Source organism: Streptomyces flavusporus (assembly GCF_046267975.1).
GTDB classification, from domain to species: domain Bacteria; phylum Actinomycetota; class Actinomycetes; order Streptomycetales; family Streptomycetaceae; genus Streptomyces; species Streptomyces flavusporus.
This window is the reverse complement of record NZ_CP176503.1, coordinates 7,515,346-7,540,362: the sequence shown is the minus strand read 5'-3', so window position 1 is coordinate 7,540,362 and position 25,017 is coordinate 7,515,346. Positions and strand designations below refer to the sequence as shown.

Genomic DNA, 25,017 nt, shown 5'->3' with positions numbered 1-25,017 from the left:
GGGTTTTCTCATGTCTTCACAGAGCCACCTAGAGCAATATGACGGATCGTCAGATCTGGGCTGGCATTCGACCCCCTAGACCCAGGGTGAGAGCGCGACGCGGAGGAGAGACCACATGAGCGCTGACAAGTTTTGGGCACACATCATGTCTTGGGCCGAAGAGGAAACCCACAGAGGCCGCTTGGTGCGCGCCTTTCGGGACAACCTTGGAGACAGCACGGAGCTACAGGCTCAGCGTATCGGTCTTCTGTCCGTCTATATGGAGCGAGAAGCGCAGAGCCGTAAAGGTCTCGCGCTGGTCTGAGGGTTAAGCCGTCCGGTTACGTGACCGGGCGGCTTTTCCTTGGCCTCATTTCGTCTCGTTTCGTCGCACCGCCTAGGAGTTGCGTCCAATTCCGTCGCAGGCTCCTAACCATTTCGTCCCCATTCCGTCTCGCCGGATAGGGGTTCCGTCTCATTACGTCCCTAGGAAGTACACATGACCACCGACCTTATGACTGCACTGCGTAGCGCCGAATCGCTCGCATGGGGTGCCATGACGAAGCCTGACAGCGATAAGGCCACGGCCGTGCACCAGGCCATTGCGGCAGCACTCCGACTCGCTGAGGCTCAGGCGGCTGGTCCCCGCTGTGAAGCGCCTACCTGTGACAACTCCATTGAGTACAGCGGGACAGGGCGTTACCGGCGCTTCTGCTCTGACCGTTGCCGGAAGGCTGCCCACAGGGCTAGTCGGCAGGGCTAGACAGCGCGAAGGGTTCGACAGCTAACTACTCTCTGTTAGTTGTTCCTAATCCAATATGTAATGTTCTCACTCCTCTAAACAACTCCCATATACCTAGCAACAAATGGGAGACCCGTAACCCTGCATTCGAGATAAGGAACACCCCATGACTGAGCGACGGTACGACTGCATGGGCTGTGGTGCTGACCTCCCGGAAGGTGCCCGCTCTGACCGGCTGTACTGCTCTGCCCGCTGCCGCATGAACGCGTACAGGGCTGCCAGAGCGCCGAAGACTGCCGAGAGGACCTGTGAGCTGTGCGGAGCCCCCTTCCGGCCGCTGAGGGGCAAACAGCGGGTCTGTGCCATGCCTGAGCAGACCAGCGCCACATGCCGGGACATGCAGGCTGAGCGGGAAAGGCAGCGAACGGCGGCCAGGCTTGCGCTGGACGAAGAGCGCTGGGAGAAGGCTTGCGAGCACTGCGGGGAAAACACGGGTTGGGAAGGTGCTGGCCGACCACGCCGGTTCTGCTCTTCCCGCTGTAAGACCGCTTTTTATCGGGCGGCCAAGAAAGCGTAACGGTCGGATAACGAATACCGGCAGCCGGCTCGAACCTGCGGATTTCCGCCTTCTCGCGCTTTCGACTCCATAGAACCAGTTAGGGGCAGCGTTAAGCGTGCTCCACTGTCCGGGTAGGCGGCAAACATTTCCCCGGGCACCCCACAAAGACCAGCCCCCGGCTAGCAACGGGTCTCTTCACTGCGGGAATTGCCGCCTACACAGTGAGAGACCGCGCTAGCCGGGGGCTTTTCCATGCCCGGAGGGAACCAATGGAACCGATAGACACCAGGCAGGCGCTTCACATTCTGGAAGGCCACGCGATCGTTCCCAGAGACGAGCATTCACGCGCTGAGCTGTTCGCGGCGCTGGCCGTGCTCCGCATTCTTGCTCTGGGTGGTGACCATGTCGAATCTGACTGAGGCTGACCGGGCGTACGTTGACAAGTTCGTGCGCATTGTCGGTGAAGCTCTCGAAGAGTGCCCGAATGCTGACTCAAGCACACAGTTCCTTTTCGATGCCTGCAAGGAAGTCAGCGGCCCCAGCTTCATTCCGCTGGGCACCTCTGACCGTCTGCTATGCGCCACAGGCTATAAGCGCACTGACCGGCGTTACGGCAAGCGCTACATAGGACTTCGCCCCAAAAACCCGGTGTTTCATGACCGGGTCTGGTACCGGCACTGACCACCTCCGGAAATCCGTAGGTGCCAACTCCCCTCGAAAGGAACCGCCCCAATGACTGAAACCCCGTGGTACATGGGAACCACTGACACTACTTCGACGGACAAGGGAAGCCCGGAGCGCAACCGTCAGCACGTCGAATCGATTGCAGCGGGGGCAAGTGAAGAAGCTGACGCCGTGGCCGCTCATCTGCGGAGCGCTGAGGCGAATGGTGTTGTCATCACCCCCGGTCAGCGAATGGCCATGGGCTACGCGGCCAACGCTCGCAAGGCTGCCACTCAGCTAGACGCCAACTAATTTCCGGAGGGACAACACACATGACTGAGAACGCCCTTGAGAAGGCGCGCAAAGCTGCTGAGAAGGCCGCTGCCGCTCTCGCTGACGCTGAGGCCGCTGAGGATGCCCGACTGGCTCAGATTGCCGCTGAGCGTGCTGAGCGTGCCCGTGACTATGACCGGGACCTTCTCTCTCGATGGACTCAGATTGCCGCTGACGCGCGTGACTCTGAGGGTACCGGGGCTTTCGAATACGACCCCAATACAATGGGATTCCTTGAGGGGCTCATTCGTTTCGCTGCGGCTCGTGAAAAGCGCCGTATCGTGGTGCAGGCGGCTCAGAACGCCGAGTCCACTCTAGAGATTCCGGTTTCGCAGCGTACGGTTCCTGTGGGGGATCGCTTCTATTCGGTGGACGTTGCCGCTGAGCTGACCAGGATTGTTGAGGGTGAGGCCAGCCGCCGGGTTGCCGAGTTCTCGGAAGCCTTTGATGCGAAGCGCCAGGAGTACATCAATGGCGAATGACGCACTAGACCCCGGGCCTGGTGGTTCGTATCCCTGGTTTCCCCGGCTTCCGGATGGGTCGCCCGCCTGGTCCGATCGCTGCCCGGCAGATTATCGGGGCACGCGAATGCCACGGGGCCGGACCACGATTGTGCGGGATGGCCAGCGACTCGTCATTGACCAGACTCCGCGCGACGCCTACGGCAACCCGATCAATCCGCCGGTAATCCCATGAGGGGAGAAAGCCCGTTCTGCGAGCTATGCCCCCGGACGGCTAATACACCAGAGACCCCGGCTGATGTGGTGGCGTTCTACCCGCTGACCCGTGCCCAGCTAATCGCCCGGGGTGTTCCCCGGCCTGATTCTCAGGGATACCGAAAGTCGCTCTGCCTAGCGTGTTACCGGACGTTCAAAGCCAACACCTAGTAGGGCTTTGTTAGGTACCCCGATTGATCATCGTCAGGTAGATTGTGATGTTCTGTCAGGTGTGACACCTGAGGAGATGGAGACGGTCCGCCCGCGCCTGGAGGCGTTCGCGGCGGAGATGCTCGGTTCGCTGGCGCGTCGGGACCAGCGGGCCAAGGGCGAGCTGTATCTGCGCGGGCTGATGCTGGACGGCAAGCGCAAGTCCATGCAGCCGATGGCCGAGCGCCTGGGCGTGGACCACCAGCAGCTGCAGCAGTTCGTCTCATCGTCCACCTGGGACTACTCCAAGGTCCGTGAGCGGCTGGCCCGTTGGGCTGCCGCGCACATTTCTCCCGAGGCGTACGCGATCGATGATGTCGGCTTCCCCAAGGACGGCTACGACTCACCGGGGGTGGCGCGGATGTACTGCGGCGCCCTGGGTAAGCGCGGCAACTGCCAGGTCGGCGTCAGTGTGAACCTGGTCAGTGACCGTGCGTCATCGGCTGTCGACTGGCGCCTGTTCCTGCCCGAGAGCTGGGACGACACCAAGTACGGCGAGGACGCGCTGATGGCCGAGGCGATCCGGCGCCGCCGCGCCAAGGCGGGAATCCCGGACACCGAGCGGCACCGGGAGAAGTGGCGCCTGGCGCTGGACATGCTCGACGAGGTGCGCGACAACTGGGAGTTGCCCGACCTTCCGGTCGCCGCCGACGCCGGATACGGCGACGCCACCGGCTTTCGCGAGGGCCTGACCGAGCGCGGCCTGACCTACGCGGTCGCGGTCAAAGCCACCACGACCGCGCACCCCGGCAATGCCACACCCCAACGCCCGCCGTACTCCGGGCAGGGCCGCCCTCCCGTGTCCGCCTACCCCCAACCGCACACCACCCTGCGCGCCCTGGCCCTGGCCGTCGGCCGAGCGGCCACCCGCACCGTCACCTGGCGCCAGGGCAGCAAGGCCACCAGACGCAACCCGAACGCCGAGATGCGCTCGCAGTTCCTGGCCCTGCGGGTCCGACCGGCCAACCGCACCATCCGCCGCGCCGCCGACGGCTCCCTGCCCGACTGCTGGCTGCTCGTCGAGTGGCCACCCGACTCCGCCGAGCCAACCGACTACTGGCTCTCGACGCTTCCCGCCGACACCCCACTGCGCGAACTGGTACGAATCGCCAAGATCCGATGGCGAGTTGAGCACGACTACCGCGAGCTCAAGGACGGTCTGGGCCTGGACCACTTCGAGGGCCGCAACTACCTCGGCTGGCACCGCCACGTCACCCTCGCGTCCCTCGCCCAGGCCTTCTGCACCATGCTCAGGCTCGACCCAAAAGCCCCTGCGCCGGCCTGACCCTCTACGCGGTCCTCCGCGAACTCCAGGCCCTCCTGGCCACCTGGACCGGCGCCTGCTCGATATGCGGCCAACCCGCACCAGCACCCGAACCCCACCACAGGACCTAACAAAGCCCTACTAGGCGCATGGGCCGTGTCACTGGATTTCAGCGGCACGGCCCTTCGCTGTTGCTACCAGGCACCCCGAGCCGGCCAGAATCGACCCATTTCCTGACCTGCGCCTTTGTTGCGCTGCTACTTCGCTGGCGTGTGTGCTGGCGTGAAGGGAGTTCCCATGTTGGCCGACCACTGCGCGCCCTCACATGCTGAGTCGCTGGCCCAATCCCTGAGATATGCGCTCGCTTATTCCGACGAATTGAGCGCCATGCTCGCTGACGGCAACGCCGATTCGGAACGGGCAGCGCAACTAGTGCAAGCGCTACGCAACTTGCTGTGTGCTGCGGAGGATGAGCTAGACGCTATGGACGACACACAACAGGTAATCGATGCTGTGGCGGAGATACAGGGGCTCAGTGATGCCGACCTATTCCACGTGATTACCGATGCCCCCACCTCCGGAAATCCGTAGGTGCCTACCTTCAAAGTGCTGATATGCCAAGGAAGCCTAGAACGCCGTGCAGTCAGCCGGGGTGCAGTGAGCTGACCAATGGTGGTCCCTGCCCTGAGCACAAGGCACAGCGCGAAGAGCAGAGAGGCAACGCGAGTAAGCGCGGTTATGACGTTGGCTGGCAGCGCAAGCGCAAGGCTTATCTGTACGCGAATCCATGGTGTGTGCTGTGTGGTCGGCAAGCGACGGTCGCCGACCACTCGCCATTGAGTCGGAAGCAATTGAAGGCAAGGGGTGAGCCGAACCCTGATGCACCTAAGCATCTTCGACCACTGTGCAAGTCGTGCCATGACAGCGAGACCGCGAAGAACCAGCCTGGTGGTTGGGCAGCCGAGAATGCGAAGCCTAAGCCTCAGCCGCCCAAGCCTGATGACGTTCCGCCGTTCTGAGCGCTACGCCCTGCCTACCCCCGGGGAGGGACCCCCTCCGCCCTCAGAGATTGACCGGCAGGGAGGGAAAAAGCTAGCGCCGCAGCTTGGGCCGTTTGCGCGGAAGGAATGACCCCCATTTGATGCCCTGGTCACCCCCGTGAAGCCCCGTACCCGCTGCCTTCCTGGTGGCCAGTGCGGGGCTTTCTGCATTTTCGAGCACCTTCGATCCTCAGCCGCTTTGGCTCCGATCACGCGCGCCTATTCGCCGCTCGGAAGTGCCTTCAATCCCTGGTATGCCTCTCGCAGGTCCGACGCTTCCGGAAGCTGTCGACGCTCAACGGCCTTGACGACTTCCAGCGCACGCCAGTGATTCGAAGGGACGATGCGGCCGGACAGTATCGCCCGCTGTGCTGCGTTACATGCTTCGTCCAGCCGGTCACCCCCGAGCAACGCCAGCGCCAAATCAATGTTCGCTGAAGCCACTCGACGCGGCCATTTCTCCACGTCATCAGCGGGTGCGAGTCTGGCGATTACCTGGCGGGCGTAGTCCTCCGCTGCGGGATCTCCGACCCATGCAAGCGTCGTCGCTGTATAGGCCAGCGCCTTACCCGGATCGTATTGGTAGTGATGTTCAGTGCCCTTGCGCGGGACCATCCCGGCCGACATTCGCTGAACTCGGTCTATGGCTGCGTATGTTTCGGGCCCCTCTCCGAGTCGCGCTCTCGCCCGCCCCTCTTGCGCTGTCGCCTGGATTGCAGCCGAGGTTCCGGCCGGTGCCAATTCCTGCGCGATCAGCGAGAGTTCCAGCGCGCGGGCGTAGTCGCCATTCGTGAGCACTCGCCAAGCGTCCGTCTCGTAACACCACGCCTCAATTTCGCGGTGCTCTGCGTGCTGCGCGAGGGTGGCTGCCGTCTGCAACCGGGCCGTAGCGGCGTGCTCTTGGTTCAGGTCGATGTGCAGCGTGGCTCCCAAGAGTTGGAACCAGCCTCCGACCACGTAAAGGCGGCGCTGTTCCGCTAGCGTCATACGCGCGTCCATGAGGTGAGCTACATAAGCGGAATGCTTGCGTACTCTTTCGAGCAATTCTTGCGGGGGAGACGCTGGGTATTTCATAGCCAGTTCATCGAACACATGTTCGAGGCGATTCAATGTCTCCTTTCCCACGTCGCTAGCTGACACCCGCCGGGCCAATTCGAGTGCGTCGAACTCATCGTCGCTGTCCGGGGCTGCGACAGCGAGCCAACCGGTACGAGACTGCGGCGGGGCGTATGCGTCGGGAATTAGCAGCGCGTCAAGTTCCCTCGCTGTGATCGACAACGCCTTTGCGATCTTCGGACGCTGCCAGGGTTGGGGGTCGTTCTTTCCACTCTCCCAGCGTTGGACCGTTGAGCGATCAGCGCCGACCGCTTCCGCGAATTCCTCTTGATTGAACCCGCACGCTTTCCGGCGCTCCGCCAACCTCCGCCGCCTGCTGGTCATCGGGCCGGTCTCCTCTCGGAACGCGTCTTCCCTGGTCAGCGTAGCCAGTGCGGCCATGGTGCGGCAGGGCTGCGGCCTTTCTGCTGTGGTGCGCGGCCCCTCGCCACGTTTCTCTAGGCCAACGCGCAGCAACGGACATGACGGATCAAGCGGGATGGTGACCATGGCGACCACGACGCAGACCACACAGGAGAAGCCCGTAGAACTCCCCTTGAGGCTCGACGACGGCCCGCAACCGGTACCGGGGTGCGCGCACTGCGACAACATCGCCATGGACCGGGACCGGGCGCACGCGAACGGGAACGGTAGCGCCGTGAGTGACTGCAACGTCCGCTTGCGGCGGCACCTCAAGGACAAGCACTCGTGAGCGCCCCTGTGAAGCCACAGCAGCGCCGTACGCGGCCTCTCCCGCCTCCGAAGCTAGTCAGGCCTCATAGATGACCCCAACGGGCCGTACGCGGGCTTTCCTGAGGGCTGGTGGACGCAGTACGGCGGAGCGCTGGACGTGGTCTCGGGTGTGGTCCATCTGCCCGGCCCGACACACCCCCCGAACTCCCGTCACTCGGCGGACTGCCCCAACTGCGTGCCGCTGAAGGGGAGTTCGTGAGGCACGTACGCCGGTTCGGATGGTCCGCGTTCGTCTTTATCGTCGCCGCACTGTCCACGGCGGTTATCACGATGGCCGCTACCGGCCGTCTCTGAACTCCCGTCCCCCTCGCGGTGCCGCACAGCTCCCCCCGTGCTGATTGCAGAGGCCCCCGAGGGGGACGGGGCAAGATCCCGCCCCGGTGGTGGAAACCCTGGACAGGTCGAGCGGCCGGGGCGGGACCGTAGAAGCGTGGGCGTGACCCGCACCCCACGGCATAGGTTGAGCCAGCATCGCAAGCGCGTCCAACGCTTGCCCTATCGAAAGGGTGCGTATGAAGCGAATCATTGCCCGAATGTGGAAGCTCATTCGCGGCCCACTGCAATGGCGCGTCCTATGGTTCGCCCACGCCAAATTCATGATCGGCGTGACGGGTGTGGTGCGTAATGAGGCGGGGGAAGTCCTGCTTCTTAAGCACCGCATGTGGCCCGCTGACCGGCCATGGGGACTTCCTACCGGCTACGCAATCAAGAGCGAGGAATTCCCGAAGACCATCGTTCGAGAGGTCCGGGAAGAAACCGGTCTTGACGTCGTTCCCGGGCGACTGGTTCAGGTGACCAGCGGCTACAAGCTCCGCGTGGAGATCGCCTACGAAGCTCTCTGCGTAGGTGGAACTCTCAAGCTCGACAGCTTCGAGATTCTGGAGGCGAAATGGTTCAGCCCGGACGCGCTCCCGGAGGGGATGCAAGAGAGTCACATTCAGCTCATCAAGTCGGGCGCACCGACTTAACGGAACTCGCGCCGAACGAGTCCATCAGCGGTGCTAAGGCATTGGCGGCGCTGGCGGCCATGCGTGCCGACACGTCACCGCTCACGGGAAAGCACCCCGACCACGTGTTCCGGCCCCTCTCGGACATTCTCGGCCGGTGGGCGGCAGACGGAATCAACACCACGCCTTTCCATGCTGGCGTCGAAATCGCCACCCACCGGTACGCCGGGTATGGGCTGGCGAAGATGCTGCCGCTTGAGCGCGTATTGGTCGGCTGCGAATCTTCGCGTGCCGGTGCCTTCGGAGGATTCCACCACCCGGACCAGGGATACCGGCACCTTCAGATGGTGGCCGTCATCACCATGTACGGGCCCATGGAACGGCGGAATCCCGAGCGCCCCACGCTGGCACTTCTCGACCTGCTTCGCGCGTACGCCCATGACTGCCTTCACTACGGATCGCGTCGGCGGTACGTGGAGGTGGCAGGTGTGCCCGTCCGGACTCAGTACGGAATCAACTACCGCCGCATTAGCGGACAGTCCTACTCGGCTGCCGACCAGCGCGGAAGCCAGCACACCCGAAATCTCGGAATCGTCATGGAAGGCGCGTGCGACAAAGAGGCGCGCGCCATCACCCGGCAGACGGCAGAACGGTTCGGCGTGACGGAACCCTCAGACGTTCTCGGCGCACTCGCATACCGGGACGTGACGGGGACGCTGACGGAGGAGGACGCCGGGCGCGCGGCGGGTGTGCCGGGGAGCGAAGAGCAGACGCAATACGCGGCGGCCCTCAGCGGCTATGAGAAGGGCGTAAATCGCCGGTACACGCACTTCCTTGATGAGTTCGCCCCTGGGGAAGAGAGCGAGTGCCACATGCGCCTTCTCATGGCCATCATCAGCGGTGACGTGACGGCGCTCGGGACGTGGCTGGACGAACGGCACGGCCCCGGCACCTTCACGGGCCTGTTCCGCACGCCGGGGTACTTCGACCCCAGCTTGACCGCTTAGACGGTCCTCAAGCGGCCCCGTTCGTCAGCTTCCTCCGAGGCAGGCGGGCGGGGCTTCGTGCTGACTGGCCATAGACCCTGGTCAGGGCTTCGCGGTAACCTATGGTTCCCGTGGTTCAAGGGCAGGCGATGTCGCTCCAGATCTCGACGCGCATAGGTTCTCGCTCTCTCAGGCTCGTACCGGGTACGGAGACTCCCTCCGCCGGTGCGTGAACGTTCAAGCGACCGGTTTCATTCCCGTACGCCGGCTCAGCTGCCGTCCCGCAGATCCCGCGGCCAGCTCGGCCGGAACTCGATGTGGTCGTACGTCACCACGCATCCCTCCCCCAGCGGCGACTGGGTCATGAAGCCGACCAGGGCCGCTCCCGTCTCCTTCTCGCCGCCCAGCGTGAACAGCCGCACGAAGGTCCAGTGCTCGCCGTCGCGGGAGGCGTGGAAGGCGAAGGAGCGACCGGTGCGGCTCACCCGGAGCCACACCGACGACCCCTCCACCGTGAAGGAGTTGGCGTCGTCGGAGTGCCCCCGGGTGACCACCGTGCACACGGTCGGCACAGCCGGCGAGTACTCCAGACACAACTTGGCCCACGCCCGCTCCCCGACATGGACGTAGAGCACCCCGGCGTCGAAGGCCGCGTTGAAGCCGACGGTGACCCGGGCGATCAGCTGGAAGTCCCCCTCGGGCGCCCCGAGCAGCCGAGGCGCGTCGGAGGCGGGGTCGAGCGCCTCACCGGTGGGCGACACGAACCGGTCCTGCCGGGCCCCGGCCCATCCGGTGAGGACGCCGTCCTCATAGGACCAGTGCCCGTCGGGGCCGTATGTGCGGAGGGGGAAAGGGAGTTCGGGAAGCTCGACATCCATTGAGTGATTGTCCCAGGTTCAGGTGGACGTCCTCAGGGGCGCGGGGCTGCATCGATATGCGGCTCCGCCGCGTGGGCGCGAGAAACCACAGACAACCCGCAGCCCGCACTCCACCGCACCTACGGCGCAACCGCTACCTCTCCAGACGTCCGTTGAACCGCCGAGGCAAACCCAGAGGATTCTCGTCCCGCAGCTCCGCAGGAAGCAGCGCCTCCGGCGCCCCCTGGTACACCACCGGCCGCAACCACCGCTCGATCGCCGTCCCACCCACGGACGTCGACGTGGACGTCGTCGCCGGGTACGGCCCCCCGTGATGCTGCGCGGGCGCAACCGCCACCCCCGTCGGCCACCCGTTCACCAGCACACGCCCCGCAAGCGGCGTCAGCTCCGCGAGCAGTTCGGGTCCACGCCCCTCCCCCGCGGCCTCCTCCGCCGAGAGGTGGACCGTCGCCGTGAGATTCCCCGGCAGCCGCGAAAGAACGGCCTTGGCCTCGTCCTCGTCCTCGTAGCGGGCGACGACCGTCACCGGCCCGAAGCACTCCTCGAGGAGCAGGTCGTACTCCCCCTCCTGCGTGAGCTTCTCCGCCGGAACCGTGAGGAAACCCGCGCTCACCGTGTGCTCGCCGCCCGCACCCGGCGTCACGGGCGACTCCACGTCGGGGAGTTCCGCACGCTCCGCGACACCGGCGACGAAGTTGTCCCGCATACGGTGGTCGAGCAGCACGCCCGCCTCGGTGTCGCTGACCGCCTCCGTCAGCGACTTCACCAGCCGGTCCCCGGCCGCACCCTGCGGCGCCAGCACGAGCCCCGGCTTCACGCAGAACTGTCCGACGCCCAGCGTCATGGAGCCGGCGAGCCCGCCGCCGATCTGCTCGGCGCGCTCCGCTGCCGCGGCCTCGGTGACGAGCACCGGGTTCAGGGAGCCCAGCTCGCCGTGGAACGGGATCGGCACCGGACGCGCGGCGGCGGCGTCGAACAGGGCCCGGCCCCCTCGTACGGAACCGGTGAAGCCCGCCGCGGCGACCAGCGGGTGCTTGATCAGCTCGATGCCCGCCTCGAAGCCGTGGACGAGGCCCACGACCCCCTCGGGGATGCCGTGCTCCGCGGCGGCCCGGCGCAGCACGGCCGCGACCAGCTCGGACAGCGCGGGGTGGTCGGGGTGGGCCTTGACGACCACCGGGCAGCCCGCGGCGAGCGCGCTCGCGGTGTCACCGCCGGCGACGGAGAAGGCGAAGGGGAAGTTGGAGGCGGAGTAGACGGCGACGACACCGAGCGGGACCTTGTAGCGGCGCAGGTCCGGGACGGGCGGGGTGGCGGTGTCGTCGGGGTGGTTGATGACAACGTCGAGGAAGGCGCCCTCGTCGACGATGTCGGCGAAGGCCCGCAACTGGTAGCAGGTGCGGGCGAGCTCTCCGGTCAGCCGGACCGGGCCGAGCGCGGTCTCGGCGTCGGCGGCCTCGACGAGCTGGTCCTTGGCATCCTGGAGCCGGTCGGCGGCGGTGCGCAGGAAGGCCGCCCGGACCGTGCGGTCGGCGAGGTCGCCGCGGACGGCGTGGGCGGCGCGGACGGTGGCGTCCACCTCCCGGGCTGTGGCCTCCACCGCAACCTGTTCACGCTGCTTCCCGGTTCGGGGGTCGACACTCCAGACTGGTGCTGCTGCCACCGCGGGTCCCTCCACACATGTATTGCCGCAGTTCTGGGTCATCCACCAGGGTCGTTCGATATACTGAACACTGTCTCTGATGGTGAATATGCTGTTGGAGACTATTTCCCGTCGAACGAAGGGGTCAAGGGCGATGTCGGCAGGCGAGACGGGGGGCGGGGCGCAGGTCAAGTCCGCGGTACGGACGGTTGAGCTGCTCGAATACTTCGCCGGACGTCCAGGTATGCACTCGCTCGCGGCGGTCCAGGAGGCCGTGGGCTATCCCAAGTCGAGCCTGTACATGCTGTTGCGCACGCTCGTCGACCTCGGCTGGGTGGAGACCGACGCGACGGGCACGCGGTACGGGATCGGCGTACGGGCGCTGCTGGTGGGGACGTCGTACATCGACGGCGACGAGGTGGTCGCGGTGGCCCGGCCGACGCTGGACCGGCTGTCGGACGACACGACGGAGACGATCCACCTGGCGCGCCTGGACGGGACGAACGTCGTCTACCTGGCCACCCGGCAGTCGCAGCACTACCTGCGCCCCTTCACCCGCGTCGGCCGCCGCCTCCCCGCGCACTCCACCTCCCTCGGCAAGGCGCTGCTGAGCACGTACACGGACGAGCAGGTCCGCAAGATGCTGCCGGAGACCCTCCCCGCCCTCACCGAGAACACCATCACCGACCGGGAGAAGCTGATCGAGGAGCTGCACCAGGTACGGGAGCAGGGGTACGCCGTGGACCGCGAGGAGAACACGCTGGGCCTGCGCTGCTTCGGCGTGGCGATTCCCTACCGCACGCCGGCCCGGGACGCGATCAGCTGCTCGATCCCGGTGGCCCGCCTCACCCCGGCGCACGAGCAGATGGTGAAGGACGCCCTGTTCGACGCGCGGGACCGGCTGACCCTGGCCACTCGCAGGCTCTGACTCCTTTTGTGGCTCACCAATCGGATTAGCGGTCCGTAGCAATCCTGTGGCAGACTGTTACGTGCACGCCCGGCGCCCAGGCGACGTCGGGCACCCTCCTCGACCCCATAGCTGTGCAGGCTGGGCCGACCAGCGTCCGGAGGGACGTGCCACGCGGGCTGACGGTCCTCCGTCAGCACCAGGGCACGAAGACGATTGGCTTACATCCCTGAGCAACACGGGGGATCCCTAAGCCAGTCAGAGACGCTCTGACTCCATGGATATGGAACCGTAGTGGGGCGAGGCATTGCCACGGCCCTGCGCGGACTCCTCGCCGAGGTCCCCGAACGCCCGCTGTACGCACGGGCGGCGGCGGACAACGAGGGCTCGCTGCGGGTGCTCACGAAGTGCGGCTTCCAGGTCAGGGCCCGGGCCCGGGGGTTCGCGCACGCGCGCGGCGAGGAGATCGACGAGCTGGTCCTGGCGTTGGAGGGCTGAGCGGGCCTCCCCCATGCGGCGGAGACGGATCACCGTCGCGCAGGAGGTGGGCCCCTGCCGTCGCGCGGGAGCGTGGACGCATGACGCAGACACTCGCTCCTACTCCGGTGATACCAACCGTCGGCCTCAGCCGGCCCCGTCGGCTGCTGCGCGCCGTCGCCATCATCGCCTGCGTGCCGTATCTCGCGCTCAAGGTCGCCTGGATCGCGGGGAGTCACATCGGAATCCCGGACGGCAGCTCGCTGCTGGAGCATCGGGGCACCATGGCCGTCGCCAACGCGGTCACCGTGCTCATGGACGGTGCCGTCATCGTGCTCGTGCTGGTGCTGACCCGGCCGTGGGGGCTGCGGGTGCCCGCGTGGCTGCCGGCCTTCCCCGCGTGGGTGGCCACCGGGCTGCTCGCGCCGATCATGGCCGGGTTTCCCGTCCAGCTGATCGTCGGCGCGCTCGGCGGAAGCACGGACACCACGGACGACCGCGGGGGGCCGTTCCTCGACGCCTGGGTCTTCGGGGTCGTCTACACCGGGTTCATCGTGCAGGGACTCACCCTCGGCGCGCTGTTCGTGCTGTACGCCCGTGACCGCTGGGGCCGGCTGTGGGAGGGGCGGGTCTGGGAGCTTCCGGTCGGGGCCATCGGGGCGGCGCAGCGGGCAGTGGCCGTCGCGGCCGCCGTGCTCGCCCTGCTGCCCCTGACCGCCCATGTCCTGTGGGCGTCCGGCGGCACGGCCGGGCTCAGCGGGCCCCGGATCGCCGACCGGACCAGTGACTTCTACGTCCTGGAGGTCATGTACGCCGTGTTCCTCGCCATGGCCGTCACCGGCGGCGTCCTCCTCGCCTTCCGGCGCGGCCGGGCCCTGCCCGTCAAGCTCCCCCTCGCCCTCGCCTGGACCGGCTCCGCGGCCATGGTCTGCTGGGCGGGCTGGCTGTCGCTGGCGCCCCTCACCGACGTGGCCGACAGCCCGACGCCGCTGATGAACCTCGCCTACGCCGGCGAGATGATCGTCGGCACCCTCGTCGCCTGCCTCGGCGTCCACTTCCTCGCGGAGCGCGCGGCGAGCCGGAAACGTCGTACGGCGTGACCGAGTTCGCCCGGTTCCTGTTCGGTCGGCGAGCGCGTCGCCGATGGCTCCATCTGATCATCGGCGGCGCGCTCGCCATGCCGTACGTCTTCGTCGGTCAGCTCGTCGTCGGGCCGGCCACCGACTCCAGGTATGTCTTCAACGACCTGCCCCTCCAACTCCTCTCCTTCGCCGTCGGGTTGCCCCTCGCCGCGGTCACCGCCGTGCTGTTCCCGCTGACCCGGCCGCTGGAGGCCGGTGCCCTGCGGTGGCTGTGCGGGGTCGACGGGGACCGGCTCGCCGACGGGCCGGCCCGGACACGCGTCGCGAAGGGGCGTACGGCGGCCTGGTTCACGCTGCACCTCGGGTTCGGCGGGATCATCTCCGGGATGTCGCTGGCGGTGCCGCCGTTCGCCGCGTTCCTCGTCGCCCTGCCCGTCATCGCCCGTTCGCCGCGTTCCTCGTCGCCCTGCCCGTCATCGCCCGTTCGCCGCGTTCCTCGTCGCCCTGCCCGTCATCGCCCTCGTGAACCGCGACTGGCTCGACTTGCCCTCCGCCCTCGACCACACCTGGGTGTTCACGCTCGGGCCGGTCGCGGGCGTGGCGATCCTCATCGCGCTCGCGGCGTGCGCGGCCGGCTCCGGGGCCCTCCTCGCCCGCTGGGCGCCCGCGTTGCTCGGGCCCACGCCCGAGGACCGGCTCGCGGCAGCCGAGGCGCGCGCCGCCGACCTCGCCGTGCGCAACCGGCTCGCGCGCGAGCTGCACGACTCCGTGGGCCATGCCCTCAGCGCCGTCACCCTCCAGGCGAGCGCGGCCCGCCGGGTCCTGGACACCGATCCGGAGTTCGTCCGCGAGGCCCTCGCCGCGATCGAGGACACGACCCGGCGCACGGTCGGCGAACTCGACTCCGTGCTGGGCGTGTTGAGAGACGGCGACGCTCCCGGCACGGCCCCGGCGCCCACCCTCGCCGCCGACCTCGACGGCCTCCTGCGCCGCACCCGCGCGAGTGGGCTGCGAGTGCGGGCCACGCTCACGGCCGACCCCGACGCCCTGCCGCCCGTCCTCTCCCGCGAGGCCTACCGCATCGTGCAGGAGGGGCTGAGCAACGCCCTCAAGCACGCCGGTGACGGGGTGACCGTGCGGCTGCGGACCGCAGTGGCCGACGGGCACCTGGAGATCACCGTGGAGAATCCCGTCGCTTGCGTCCCCGAGTGCCGCCCCGGCGGCGGCCACGGCCTGAAAGGCATCGCCGACCGGGCGCGGCTGCTGGGCGGGACGACTCAGGCCGGCGCCGCACAGGGGACGTGGCGGCTGCACGTACGACTGCCCATGAAGGGATCCGCATGACGATCCGGATCGTCCTCGCCGACGACGAACGCATGGTCCGCACCGCCCTGCGCGCCATCCTCTCCGCCGAGCCGGACTTCGAGGTGGTCGGCGAGGCGGCCACCGGGGCCGAGGCCGTGACGGTCGTACGGGACCGCAGACCCGACGTCGTCCTCATGGACGTACGCATGCCCGAGATCGACGGCATCCGGGCCACCGAGCAGATCCTCGCCATGCTCCCCGACCCGCCCCGCATCGTCGTCGTCACGACCTTCGAGAACGACTCCTACGTGTACGACGCCCTGCGCGCCGGAGCCGCCGGGTTCCTGCTGAAGCGGGCGGAGGCCGACGCGCTCGTCCAGGCCGTACGGCTGGTCGCGCGCACCGACACCCTGCTGTTCCCGTCGGCGGTCCGCAGCCTCGCGGCCGAGCACGCGCGCGCGTACCCCGCGCCGCCGCCCTGGGTGGCGAGGCTCACGTGCCGCGAGAGCGAGGTGCTGCGGCTGATGGCGCAGGGTCTGACCAACGCGGAGATCGCACGGCGGATGGACGTCGGTCCGGCCACCGTGAAGTCGCACGTGGCGGCGGTCCTGGCGAAGACCGGCACCCGGGACCGCACGCAGGCGGTGATCGCCGCTTACGAGGCGGGCTTCATGAACGCTCGATGAGAAAACGGGGCGCAAGGGAACGACTGCCCCCATCCCGATCGTCGTCTCGAGTGGGATGAACAAGACGATCAGGCGGGCGTCCGTCTTCGCGCTGCTGCTCGTGTTCGCTCTGCTGGTCAGGGCGACCTGGGTGCAGTTCTACGAAGGCCAGGCCCTCGCGGACGACAAGGAAAACCGGCGGAACACGATCGCGCTGTACAGCGAGCCGCTCGGCAACATCGTCGTGGGCGGCGAGGCGGTCACCGGCTCGGCGCGGACGAAGAGCGGCGACCTCGCGTACAAGCGGACGTACACGGACGGCGCGCTGTACGCGGCCGTCACCGGGTACAGCTCGCAGGCGTTCGGAGCCACCCAGCTCGAGGGCATCTACCAGGACCTGCTCGACGGCACCGACAACCGCCTCAAGAGCGTGCTGGACACCGTCACCAACAAGCGGTCCGACCCGGGCAACGTGATCACGACGATCGACCCGGATGTGCAGAAGGCGGCGTACGACGCGCTCGGCGACAAGAAGGGCGCGGCCGTCGCGATCGACCCCACGACCGGGAAGATCCTGGCGGTCGTCTCCACTCCGTCGTACGACCCGTCGCGGATCACCACGGGCGACTCGGACGCCTGGGAGCAGCTGACCAAGGACGCCGACAAGCCGATGACGAACCGGGCGCTGCGCCGGCCGCTGCCGCCGGGTTCGACGTTCAAGCTGGTCGTCGCGGCGGCCGCGCTGGAGGACGGCCTGTACTCGTCGGTGGACGAGAAGACGGACAGCCCGGACCCGTATCCGCTGCCGCAGTCGAGCGACGAGCTGACGAACGAGAACCCGTCCGCCCCGTGTGAGGACGCCTCGATCCGGGTGGCTCTTCAGTACTCGTGCAACAACGTCTTCGGGAGCATGGCCGTCGACCTGGGCCAGGACAAGGTCAGGGCGATGGCCGAGAAGTTCGGCTTCAACGACGACGAGCAGGACGTGCCGGTGCGGGCGTACGAGAGCGTGTACCCGAAGGACATGGACGAGGCGCAGACCGCGCTGTCCGGCATCGGCCAGTTCGACGTGACCGCGACGCCGCTGCAGATGGCCATGGTGTCGGCGGCCATTGCCAACGGCGGCAAGCTGGTCTCGCCGCACATGGTGTCGCAGATCACCGACGGCGGCGGGGACGTCCTGGAGAACTACGACGACAACGCCGGGACCAAGGAGATCGTCAGCTCCGACACCGCCGAGCAGCTCCAGTCGGCGATGCAGACGGTGGTCGAGGACGGCACGGGGACGAACGCGCAGATCGCGGGCGCGACGGTGGGCGGCAAGACCGGCACGGCCCAGCGCGGCGAGAACAACAGCAAGACGCCGTACGCCTGGTTCACGTCCTACGGGAAGGCCGACGGCGAGGAGGTCGCCGTGGCGGTGGTCGTCGAGCAGTCGGACGCGGCGCGTTCGGAGGTCAGCGGCAACGGGCTGGCCGCCCCCGTGGCCAAGAAGGTGATGGAGGCGGCGCTCAACGGCTAGGGCTACTTGACTCCCAGGATCTGCTCGATCGGGTCGATCGCGAAGTACACCAGGAACAGCACCGAGGTCCCCCACAGCAGCCAGTGGACCTCCTTCGCCTTGCCCAGCACCGTCTTGATCAGGACGTAGGCGACGAAGCCCGCACCGATGCCGTTGGTGATGGAGTACGTGAAGGGCATCACCGCGATGGTGAGGAACGCCGGAATGGCGATCTCGTACCTGTCCCAGTCGATCTGCTTGACCTGGGTCATCATCAGGAAGCCGACGGCGACCAGGGCCGGGGCGGCCGCCTGGAGCGGGACGATGGTGAGCAGCGGGGTGAAGAACAGGGCGAGGGCGAACAGGCCGCCGGTGACCAGGTTGGAGAAGCCGGTGCGCGAGCCCTCGCCGACGCCGGCCGCCGACTCGATGTAGGAGGTCGCCGAGGACGACGATGCGGCGCCGCCCGCGACGGCCGCGGCGCCGTCGATCAGCAGGACGCGGCCGAGGTTCGGGACCTTGCCGTCCTTGTCCAGCAGCCCGGCCTCCGTGCTGATGCCGACGACCGTGCCCATGGTGTCGAAGAAGTCGGACAGGATCAGCGTGAAGACCAGCAGGACGACGGTGATGACGCCGACGCCGGGCTCGCTGAACGCGCCGAACAGGCTGAAGTCGCCGATCAGTCCGAAGTCGGGGGTGTCCACGACCTGGTCGGGCAGCTCGGGCGTGGTCAGGCCCCAGGTCTTGATGTCGGCGATCGAGTTGATGACGATCGCGACGACGGTCATGGTGACGATGCTGATGAGGATGGCGCCCTTGACCTTGTGGGCGAGCAGTCCGATGGTCAGCAGCACACCGAGGCAGAAGACAAGAATCGGCCACCCGGTGAGCGTGCCGGAGCCGCCGAGCTGAACCGGCACCGTGGTGTTCGCGGCGTCCGGGATGCGGCTGACGAAGCCGGCGTCGACAAAGCCGATGAACGCGATGAACAAGCCGATGCCGACGCTGATCGCCTGCTTGAGCGCCTGCGGGATGGCGTGCATGACGGCCTCACGCAGCCCGGTGACGACAAGTACGCAGATCAGCAGGCCTTCGAGGACGATCAGGCCCATCGCGTCGTCCCAGCTCATCAGCGGGGCGATCTGGAAGGCGACGACCGCGTTGAGGCCGAGTCCGGCGGCCAGGGCGAGGGGCAGATTGCCGCCGATGCCCATGATGACGGTCATGACCGCGGCCACCAGGGCGGTGGCGGTGGTGAGTTGAACCGCGTCGAGCTGCTCCCCGTACTTGTCCCTGGCACTGCCCAGGATGATCGGATTCAGGACAAGGATGTAGTAGGGCTTTGTTAGGTCCTGTGGTGGGGTTCGGGTGCTGGTGCGGGTTGGCCGCATATCGAGCAGGCGCCGGTCCAGGTGGCCAGGAGGGCCTGGAGTTCGCGGAGGACCGCGTAGAGGGTCAGGCCGGCGCAGGGGCTTTTGGGTCGAGCCTGAGCATGGTGCAGAAGGCCTGGGCGAGGGACGCGAGGGTGACGTGGCGGTGCCAGCCGAGGTAGTTGCGGCCCTCGAAGTGGTCCAGGCCCAGACCGTCCTTGAGCTCGCGGTAGTCGTGCTCAACTCGCCATCGGATCTTGGCGATTCGTACCAGTTCGCGCAGTGGGGTGTCGGCGGGAAGCGTCGAGAGCCAGTAGTCGGTTGGCTCGGCGGAGTCGGGTGGCCACTCGACGAGCAGCCAGCAGTCGGGCAGGGAGCCGTCGGCGGCGCGGCGGATGGTGCGGTTGGCCGGTCGGACCCGCAGGGCCAGGAACTGCGAGCGCATCTCGGCGTTCGGGTTGCGTCTGGTGGCCTTGCTGCCCTGGCGCCAGGTGACGGTGCGGGTGGCCGCTCGGCCGACGGCCAGGGCCAGGGCGCGCAGGGTGGTGTGCGGTTGGGGGTAGGCGGACACGGGAGGGCGGCCCTGCCCGGAGTACGGCGGGCGTTGGGGTGTGGCATTGCCGGGGTGCGCGGTCGTGGTGGCTTTGACCGCGACCGCGTAGGTCAGGCCGCGCTCGGTCAGGCCCTCGCGAAAGCCGGTGGCGTCGCCGTATCCGGCGTCGGCGGCGACCGGAAGGTCGGGCAACTCCCAGTTGTCGCGCACCTCGTCGAGCATGTCCAGCGCCAGGCGCCACTTCTCCCGGTGCCGCTCGGTGTCCGGGATTCCCGCCTTGGCGCGGCGGCGCCGGATCGCCTCGGCCATCAGCGCGTCCTCGCCGTACTTGGTGTCGTCCCAGCTCTCGGGCAGGAACAGGCGCCAGTCGACAGCCGATGACGCACGGTCACTGACCAGGTTCACACTGACGCCGACCTGGCAGTTGCCGCGCTTACCCAGGGCGCCGCAGTACATCCGCGCCACCCCCGGTGAGTCGTAGCCGTCCTTGGGGAAGCCGACATCATCGATCGCGTACGCCTCGGGAGAAATGTGCGCGGCAGCCCAACGGGCCAGCCGCTCACGGACCTTGGAGTAGTCCCAGGTGGACGATGAGACGAACTGCTGCAGCTGCTGGTGGTCCACGCCCAGGCGCTCGGCCATCGGCTGCATGGACTTGCGCTTGCCGTCCAGCATCAGCCCGCGCAGATACAGCTCGCCCTTGGCCCGCTGGTCCCGACGCGCCAGCGAACCGAGCATCTCCGCCGCGAACGCCTCCAGGCGCGGGCGGACCGTCTCCATCTCCTCAGGTGTCACACCTGACAGAACATCACAATCTACCTGACGATGATCAATCGGGGTACCTAACAAAGCCCTAGTAGGCCATGGTGAAGAACGTGGCGAAGCCGCCGCGTATCTCCCGGCCGAAGGTGGACCCCCGCTCGGATATCTTGAAGAACCCGTCGATGCTGTTCGCCGCCGGTGGCGGGGCACTTGGCCGGTCGGTCACCTTCTGCGTTTCGGACATGGCGGACACTCCTTGGCGCCTGAATGATCTGTGTGCGGATGCTGGCTGGATTGTTCCCTCGTTGAACCTGTTTCAGGTTTTCTCCGTGTTACGGAATCGGGTTCGGCCTGCCACACGGCGTTCGAAGCCCCGTACGAATCACATGAGTATCGCTGGTACAGTTCCGGACCTCATCCCGGCGTACGGCAGTTCGATGCCGGGCCAACGCTTCGAGGAGAGACCGCCCGTGGGGACAGTCGTCGACGACGCCGCCTCCGTGGAGTTCCAAGCCTTCTTCGAGCGCCATTACGCCGAACTGGCCCGCCTGGCCCATCTGCTGACGGGTGAGGCGGACGCCGCCGACGATCTCGCGGCGGATGCGCTGCTGGCACTGTGGCACCGCTGGGACCGGGTACGCGCGGCCGACCATCCGGTGGCGTACGCGCGCGGAGTGGTCGCCAATCTCGCCCGCACCCGCATCCGCAGCGCGGTGCGCGAGCGTCGCCGGATCGCCCTGTTCTGGTCCCAGCGCGAGGAGAAGACCGAGAACCCGGACATAGCGGGCTCGGTGGATGTACAGGCGGCGCTGCGTCGGCTGCCGTTCCGCAAGCGGGCCTGTGTGGTGCTGCGGCACGCCTTCGACCTGTCGGAGAAGGACACCGCCCTCGCCCTGGGTGTGTCGGTGGGTACGGTGAAGAGCCAGACCTCGAAGGGAATGGCCGAGCTGCAACGATTGCTCGGCCCACAACAAGCTCCGCAGAAGGTGCGCGCGGCGATGGCGCGCACCGGTGAGGCCGGAGGAAGGGACCGATGACGATGCAGCGGGACGTGCACGGCGAGCTGCGCGCCCGGCTGCACGAGGCGGCCGAGGCGCACGAGCCCGACCGCGCGCGCATCCTGGCCCGGATCGAGCGCGGTATGACCGAGGAGGTCCGCGGCGGCAGCGGCCACCGGGCGACCCTCCCGCCGGCGTTCGGCTGGCTGCGGGTCGCGGGTGCGACGGCCGCGGTCGCGGGTGTGCTCGCGGTCGGCGGGTACGCGGTCGCGTCCGCGGTGAAGGAGGAGGCTCCCCCGCAGCGGAAGGTCGCCGTGTCGGCGACGCCCACGCCGTCGCCGGAGGCGACGAGCCGCCCGCCCGCGTTCCCGGTGGACCCGGAGCCCAGCAGCCCGGTGGAGTCCCGGGAGGAGCCCAGCTCGCCCCCGGCGCAGTCGCCGTCCGCCTCGGCGTCCGCACCGGCACAGCTGCCCGCCGGCGCCGGCGTCGAGGACGGTCCGCTGTGGTCGGACGGCTCGGTGGACCCGCACAGCAACGACTTCTGGGCGCAGAGCAACATCACCGTCAAGACCAGCGAACAACTGACCGAGCTGACCGTGCAGTTGAGGATCGCGCAGACCGGCGGGGTCTCCTCGACCGGCGCCTGGCGGTCGCTGCCCGAGGACGACTTCACGCTGACGGTCGGCGAGCAGGACGGCTTCCTGGTGTACACCTGGGTGCTCAAGGAGGGCCGTACGGTCCCGGAGGGCGAGTGGGTGTTCGCCGGGCAGTACGACCACGAGCGCGGCGGCCGGGACGCCAAGGACGACGGCTATGCGGCGACCGCGCGGGCGGGCTCCGAAGAGCTGTCCGTGGCGGGCGACTTCGCCGCCCAGGACGACGACGACTCGTCCGAGGGCGACTCGTAAAAAATTTCTGGAGACACGGCAACCCATTCCTCACCGGTGACGACCACAAGGCGCAAGAGTCACCACCCACTTGAGGAATCGGTACATGACTGCACCAGCAGAACAGCGCGTGAGGCACCGCCGCCGGGTCACCAGGCGGCGGGCCGTGATCGGTTCCGTGGCCGCGCTCGGCATCACCGGAGCGGCGTTCGCCACCACGTCGCTGCTGTCCACCGCCGGCGCCGCGTCCAACTGGCCGACCGCCAAGGGCAACAAGGCGGTGAGCAGCACCATCTCGGTGTCGGGCGCGTACGACGGCGGCTACCAGCGTTTCTACGGCAGCGGCGAACTGGGCGGCAACGGCCAGGAGGAGGGCCAGGACCCGATCTTCCAGCTGAAGGACGGCGCGGTCCTGAAGAACGTCATCCTGGGCTCCCCCGCCGCCGACGGCATCCACTGCCAGGGCAGCTGCACGCTGCAGAACGTGTGGTGGGAGGACGTCGGCGAGGACGCCGCCACGTTCAAGGGCAAGTCGGCGTCGTCCGTCTACACCGTGCACGGCGGCGGTGCGAAGAGCGCCAGCGACAAGGTCTTCCAGTTCAACGGCGCGGGCAAGCTGGTCGTGACGAAGTTCCAGGTGTCGGACTTCGGCAAGCTGGTACGCACCTGCGGCAACTGCTCGACGCAGTACAAGAACCGCTCGATCATCATCAACGACGTCGATGTGACGGCGCCGGGCAAGTCGATCGTCGGCATCAACTCCAATTTCGGCGACACGGCCGCCCTGCGCAAGGTGCGCATCCACGGCGACAGCAGCAAGAAGATGAAGGTGTGCACCCGCTTCCAGGGCAACAACACCGGTGCGGAGCCCAAGGAGCTCGGCAGCGGCCCGGACGGCACGCACTGCCGCTACACGGCCTCCGACGTCACCTACAAGTGAGTCGCTGAGAGCTGCCGGCCCGAGCCCCGTTACCTTTTTCGTGGCCCCGCAATGGGGCGCCTGGCCCCCGGGTCCGGTATGGCTGTGTGCCCCCTGTCGTACGGATGACCTGGGGGGTGTTGCCGCCGGGCTTCGGGGCACCGCTTGACCGCTGATGAGGGGCCTGACGACCGCCTGGTCCGGCGCAATGCCGGGCCGCTTCACGGGCGGCATGTCTGCGTAACGTGGTTGCCGGCGTGTGGTGCCGCAGGGACGGCCGGGAGCTGAGGAGACGAGTGGCGAGGGGCACGCGCACATGGTCGACACGACCGCGATAGATCTCTTCCTCGGCCTGGACCTGGGCAAGGAGTTCCACCACGCCCACGGCCGGACCGCGGACGGCAGAACCGTGCACGACAAGCGGCTGCCCAACACCGAGCCGAGACTGCTGGAGCTGTTCACCAAGCTGGTGGCGAAGTTCGGCACCGTTCTGGTGATCGTGGACCAGGTCGCCAACATCGGCGCGCTGCCGTTGACGGTGGCCCGCGCGGCCGGCTGCCGGGTGGCCTACCTGCCCGGGCTGTCGATGCGGCGGGCCGCCGATCTGCACCCGGGCGAGGCCAAGACCGACGCCCGCGACGCGTTCGTGATCGCCGAGACCGCCCGCACCATGCCGCACACACTGCGCGCGGTGGACCGCGACGACGAGGTGCTGGCCGAGCTGACCATGCTCACCGGCTACGACAACGACCTGGCCGGCGAGGTCAACCGCGCCACCAACCGGCTGCGCGGCCTGCTCTCCCAGATCCACCCCTCTCTCGAGCGTGTGCTCGGCCCGCGCCTGGCCTACCCCTATGTCCAGGCCCTCCTTCAGCGCCACGGCTCCCCGGCGAGACTGAGGAAACTGGGCCGGGCCCGCTGCGAGGCCCTGCTCAAGGTGCACGGTTCGCGCAAGGCCCACCACCTGACCGCAGAGATCTTCGACGCGCTCGCCGAGCAGACCCTGGTCGTTCCGGGCACCGAGGCCAGCGCGCTGATCGTGCCAGGACTTGCCGCCCAGCTCGCCGCCGCCCACACCCAGCGCCGCCAGGCCGAGCAGGAGATCGCCGCCCTGCTGGAGGCCCTCCCTCTTTTCCACCTCTTGACGTCCCTGCCCGGCCTGGGCGTCAGGACCACGGCGGCCGTGATCGTCGCGATCGGTGACGGCACCGGCTTCCCCACCGCCGGGCACCTCGCCTCCTATGCCGGACTCGCGCCCGCCACGAAGTCCTCGGGCACCTCCATCCGCGGCGAGCACGCACCCCACCGCGGCAACCGGCTCCTCAAACGCGCCCTGTTCCAGGCCGCGTTCGCCGCGATCGGCTGCAAAGCCGACCTGTCCTCCCGGATCTACTACGACCGGCAACGCGCACGCGGCAAGACCCACACCCAGGCGATCCTCCGCCTGGCCCGCCAGCGCGTGAACGTCATCCACGCGATGATCCGCACCGGGGCCCTCTACGAAGCACGCACCCCGGGCGACGTCGACCTCGCCGCCTGACGACTCCACCGCCCTACCCTCCAGGCCCCATCACGCCCGCGTACCGGCACGGCCAATCCGGCCCTGCCGGCCACCGGGCTGCCCATCAGCCACCCGATCCGCCGGGAACACCCCGATCCGCGGGACGTTCCCGAAAACCACGATCAACCCCTACAAGCCGACCCCACCGGGGTTGACGAAACAGATAGGGGCACCCCCCTCGGGCCGGCATGTCGGACCGAGCCCCCCTCGTCCGGCGCATGGA

21 protein-coding genes and 3 pseudogenes are annotated in these 25,017 nt (G+C 67.7%); 18 read left to right on the top strand and 6 right to left on the bottom strand.

All coding sequences use genetic code 11. From position 1 onward, the window contains the following. The first annotated feature begins 115 nt into the window (after positions 1–115). The 5 genes from ACKTSN_RS35535 to ACKTSN_RS35515 all read left to right on the top strand — a co-directional run bounded on the left by ACKTSN_RS35535 (position 116) and on the right by ACKTSN_RS35515 (position 5,057). A complete protein-coding gene (locus ACKTSN_RS35535) occupies positions 116–304 on the top strand; it encodes a hypothetical protein (RefSeq protein ID WP_409472866.1) in 189 nt (62 codons plus the stop codon). Between the two features lie 1,378 nt (positions 305–1,682). Continuing rightward, positions 1,683–1,961, top strand: coding sequence for a hypothetical protein (locus ACKTSN_RS35530; protein WP_409472865.1), 279 nt, complete (start codon positions 1,683–1,685; stop codon positions 1,959–1,961). A gap of 314 nt (positions 1,962–2,275) precedes the next feature. After that, positions 2,276–2,758, top strand: coding sequence for a hypothetical protein (locus tag ACKTSN_RS35525; protein ID WP_409472864.1), 483 nt, complete (start codon positions 2,276–2,278; stop codon positions 2,756–2,758). Positions 2,759–3,224: 466 nt separating this feature from the next. Continuing rightward, positions 3,225–4,487 (top strand): IS701 family transposase, encoded by a 1,263-nt coding sequence (locus ACKTSN_RS35520; RefSeq protein WP_409467247.1) that lies wholly within the window; start codon positions 3,225–3,227, stop codon positions 4,485–4,487. A 276-nt stretch (positions 4,488–4,763) separates the two neighbouring features. Continuing rightward, complete coding sequence (locus ACKTSN_RS35515) at positions 4,764–5,057, top strand: hypothetical protein (protein ID WP_409472863.1); 294 nt, start codon at positions 4,764–4,766, stop codon at positions 5,055–5,057. 668 nt (positions 5,058–5,725) lie between these two features. On the opposite strand, the gene ACKTSN_RS35510 is transcribed toward ACKTSN_RS35515, so the two are convergent. Continuing rightward, complete coding sequence (locus ACKTSN_RS35510) at positions 5,726–7,111, bottom strand: helix-turn-helix transcriptional regulator (protein ID WP_409474999.1); 1,386 nt, start codon at positions 7,109–7,111, stop codon at positions 5,726–5,728. Between ACKTSN_RS35510 and ACKTSN_RS35505 the strand changes: the two genes are divergently transcribed. From ACKTSN_RS35505 to ACKTSN_RS35495, 3 genes are all read left to right on the top strand, one after another. Then, positions 7,110–7,313, top strand: coding sequence for a hypothetical protein (locus tag ACKTSN_RS35505; RefSeq protein WP_409472862.1), 204 nt, complete (start codon positions 7,110–7,112; stop codon positions 7,311–7,313). The two genes, ACKTSN_RS35510 and ACKTSN_RS35505, sit on opposite strands and share 2 nt — an antisense overlap. 553 nt (positions 7,314–7,866) lie before the next feature. Continuing rightward, on the top strand, positions 7,867–8,322 hold the full coding sequence (locus ACKTSN_RS35500; RefSeq protein ID WP_409472861.1) for an NUDIX domain-containing protein: 456 nt from the start codon (positions 7,867–7,869) through the stop codon (positions 8,320–8,322). A 59-nt stretch (positions 8,323–8,381) separates the two neighbouring features. Next, positions 8,382–9,308, top strand: a complete 927-nt coding sequence (locus ACKTSN_RS35495) for a hypothetical protein (RefSeq protein ID WP_409472860.1) — start codon at positions 8,382–8,384, stop codon at positions 9,306–9,308. A gap of 248 nt (positions 9,309–9,556) precedes the next feature. Here the strand turns inward: ACKTSN_RS35495 and ACKTSN_RS35490 are convergent, their stop codons facing one another. Together ACKTSN_RS35490 and ACKTSN_RS35485 are read right to left on the bottom strand one after the other, a co-directional pair. Further along, entirely contained in the window at positions 9,557–10,165 is a 609-nt protein-coding gene (locus ACKTSN_RS35490; protein WP_409472859.1) for a DUF1349 domain-containing protein, read from the bottom strand. 133 nt (positions 10,166–10,298) lie between these two features. After that, positions 10,299–11,828 carry an aldehyde dehydrogenase (NADP(+)) gene (locus tag ACKTSN_RS35485; RefSeq protein WP_409472858.1) on the bottom strand — a complete coding sequence of 510 codons (1,530 nt, stop codon included), beginning with the start codon at positions 11,826–11,828 and terminating at the stop codon, positions 10,299–10,301. A 133-nt stretch (positions 11,829–11,961) separates the two neighbouring features. Between ACKTSN_RS35485 and ACKTSN_RS35480 the strand changes: the two genes are divergently transcribed. From ACKTSN_RS35480 to ACKTSN_RS35455, 6 genes and pseudogenes are all read left to right on the top strand, one after another. Then, entirely contained in the window at positions 11,962–12,735 is a 774-nt protein-coding gene (locus ACKTSN_RS35480) for an IclR family transcriptional regulator (protein WP_129797205.1), read from the top strand. A 276-nt stretch (positions 12,736–13,011) separates the two neighbouring features. Then, a pseudogene (locus tag ACKTSN_RS35475) lies at positions 13,012–13,212 on the top strand (GNAT family N-acetyltransferase); the annotation flags it as partial. An 80-nt stretch (positions 13,213–13,292) separates the two neighbouring features. After that, positions 13,293–14,291 (top strand): hypothetical protein, encoded by a 999-nt coding sequence (locus ACKTSN_RS35470; RefSeq protein ID WP_409472857.1) that lies wholly within the window; start codon positions 13,293–13,295, stop codon positions 14,289–14,291. After that, positions 14,288–15,617, top strand: a pseudogene (locus ACKTSN_RS35465) (sensor histidine kinase). Before ACKTSN_RS35470 ends, ACKTSN_RS35465 begins: the two are co-directional and overlap by 4 nt. Continuing rightward, the gene (locus ACKTSN_RS35460; RefSeq protein WP_409472856.1) at positions 15,614–16,264 is read left to right on the top strand and encodes a response regulator transcription factor; all 651 of its coding nucleotides are present in this window, start codon (positions 15,614–15,616) and stop codon (positions 16,262–16,264) included. Before ACKTSN_RS35465 ends, ACKTSN_RS35460 begins: the two are co-directional and overlap by 4 nt. Before the next feature lie 55 nt (positions 16,265–16,319). Continuing rightward, entirely contained in the window at positions 16,320–17,765 is a 1,446-nt protein-coding gene (locus ACKTSN_RS35455) for a peptidoglycan D,D-transpeptidase FtsI family protein (RefSeq protein ID WP_409472855.1), read from the top strand. A 2-nt stretch (positions 17,766–17,767) separates the two neighbouring features. On the opposite strand, the gene ACKTSN_RS35450 is transcribed toward ACKTSN_RS35455, so the two are convergent. The 3 genes and pseudogenes from ACKTSN_RS35450 to ACKTSN_RS35440 all read right to left on the bottom strand — a co-directional run. Continuing rightward, positions 17,768–19,135: an NCS2 family permease gene (locus ACKTSN_RS35450; RefSeq protein ID WP_409472854.1), complete on the bottom strand. Its 1,368-nt coding sequence runs from the start codon at positions 19,133–19,135 to the stop codon at positions 17,768–17,770. A gap of 64 nt (positions 19,136–19,199) precedes the next feature. Continuing rightward, entirely contained in the window at positions 19,200–20,462 is a 1,263-nt protein-coding gene (locus ACKTSN_RS35445) for an IS701 family transposase (RefSeq protein WP_409467247.1), read from the bottom strand. A 61-nt stretch (positions 20,463–20,523) separates the two neighbouring features. After that, positions 20,524–20,673, bottom strand: a pseudogene (locus ACKTSN_RS35440) (NCS2 family permease); the annotation flags it as partial. Positions 20,674–20,899: 226 nt separating this feature from the next. On the opposite strand from ACKTSN_RS35440, the gene ACKTSN_RS35435 reads away from it, so the two are divergent. The 4 genes from ACKTSN_RS35435 to ACKTSN_RS35420 all read left to right on the top strand — a co-directional run bounded on the left by ACKTSN_RS35435 (position 20,900) and on the right by ACKTSN_RS35420 (position 24,773). Continuing rightward, a complete protein-coding gene (locus ACKTSN_RS35435) occupies positions 20,900–21,466 on the top strand; it encodes a SigE family RNA polymerase sigma factor (protein ID WP_409472853.1) in 567 nt (188 codons plus the stop codon). Then, positions 21,463–22,335 carry a hypothetical protein gene (locus ACKTSN_RS35430; protein WP_409472852.1) on the top strand — a complete coding sequence of 291 codons (873 nt, stop codon included), beginning with the start codon at positions 21,463–21,465 and terminating at the stop codon, positions 22,333–22,335. Before ACKTSN_RS35435 ends, ACKTSN_RS35430 begins: the two co-directional genes overlap by 4 nt. Before the next feature lie 85 nt (positions 22,336–22,420). Continuing rightward, positions 22,421–23,254: a pectate lyase gene (locus tag ACKTSN_RS35425; protein WP_409472851.1), complete on the top strand. Its 834-nt coding sequence runs from the start codon at positions 22,421–22,423 to the stop codon at positions 23,252–23,254. A gap of 295 nt (positions 23,255–23,549) precedes the next feature. Then, a complete protein-coding gene (locus tag ACKTSN_RS35420; RefSeq protein WP_409467819.1) occupies positions 23,550–24,773 on the top strand; it encodes an IS110 family transposase in 1,224 nt (407 codons plus the stop codon). Positions 24,774–25,017: the final 244 nt, after the last annotated feature.

Excerpts from the sequence above, each read along its gene's own strand:
- ACKTSN_RS35535 (WP_409472866.1), top strand. The coding sequence starts at position 116 with ATGAGCGCTGACAAGTTTTGGGCACACATCATGTCTTGGGCCGAAGAG.
- ACKTSN_RS35530 (WP_409472865.1), top strand. The coding sequence starts at position 1,683 with ATGTCGAATCTGACTGAGGCTGACCGGGCGTACGTTGACAAGTTCGTG.
- ACKTSN_RS35525 (WP_409472864.1), top strand. The coding sequence starts at position 2,276 with ATGACTGAGAACGCCCTTGAGAAGGCGCGCAAAGCTGCTGAGAAGGCC.
- ACKTSN_RS35515 (WP_409472863.1), top strand. The coding sequence starts at position 4,764 with ATGTTGGCCGACCACTGCGCGCCCTCACATGCTGAGTCGCTGGCCCAA.
- ACKTSN_RS35505 (WP_409472862.1), top strand. The coding sequence starts at position 7,110 with ATGGCGACCACGACGCAGACCACACAGGAGAAGCCCGTAGAACTCCCC.
- ACKTSN_RS35510 (WP_409474999.1), bottom strand. The coding sequence starts at position 7,111 with ATGGTCACCATCCCGCTTGATCCGTCATGTCCGTTGCTGCGCGTTGGC.
- ACKTSN_RS35500 (WP_409472861.1), top strand. The coding sequence starts at position 7,867 with ATGAAGCGAATCATTGCCCGAATGTGGAAGCTCATTCGCGGCCCACTG.
- ACKTSN_RS35495 (WP_409472860.1), top strand. The coding sequence starts at position 8,382 with ATGCGTGCCGACACGTCACCGCTCACGGGAAAGCACCCCGACCACGTG.
- ACKTSN_RS35490 (WP_409472859.1), bottom strand. The coding sequence starts at position 10,165 with ATGGATGTCGAGCTTCCCGAACTCCCTTTCCCCCTCCGCACATACGGC.
- ACKTSN_RS35480 (WP_129797205.1), top strand. The coding sequence starts at position 11,962 with ATGTCGGCAGGCGAGACGGGGGGCGGGGCGCAGGTCAAGTCCGCGGTA.
- ACKTSN_RS35470 (WP_409472857.1), top strand. The coding sequence starts at position 13,293 with ATGACGCAGACACTCGCTCCTACTCCGGTGATACCAACCGTCGGCCTC.
- ACKTSN_RS35460 (WP_409472856.1), top strand. The coding sequence starts at position 15,614 with ATGACGATCCGGATCGTCCTCGCCGACGACGAACGCATGGTCCGCACC.
- ACKTSN_RS35455 (WP_409472855.1), top strand. The coding sequence starts at position 16,320 with ATGAACAAGACGATCAGGCGGGCGTCCGTCTTCGCGCTGCTGCTCGTG.
- ACKTSN_RS35450 (WP_409472854.1), bottom strand. The coding sequence starts at position 19,135 with ATGCGGCCAACCCGCACCAGCACCCGAACCCCACCACAGGACCTAACA.
- ACKTSN_RS35430 (WP_409472852.1), top strand. The coding sequence starts at position 21,463 with ATGACGATGCAGCGGGACGTGCACGGCGAGCTGCGCGCCCGGCTGCAC.
- ACKTSN_RS35425 (WP_409472851.1), top strand. The coding sequence starts at position 22,421 with ATGACTGCACCAGCAGAACAGCGCGTGAGGCACCGCCGCCGGGTCACC.
- ACKTSN_RS35420 (WP_409467819.1), top strand. The coding sequence starts at position 23,550 with ATGGTCGACACGACCGCGATAGATCTCTTCCTCGGCCTGGACCTGGGC.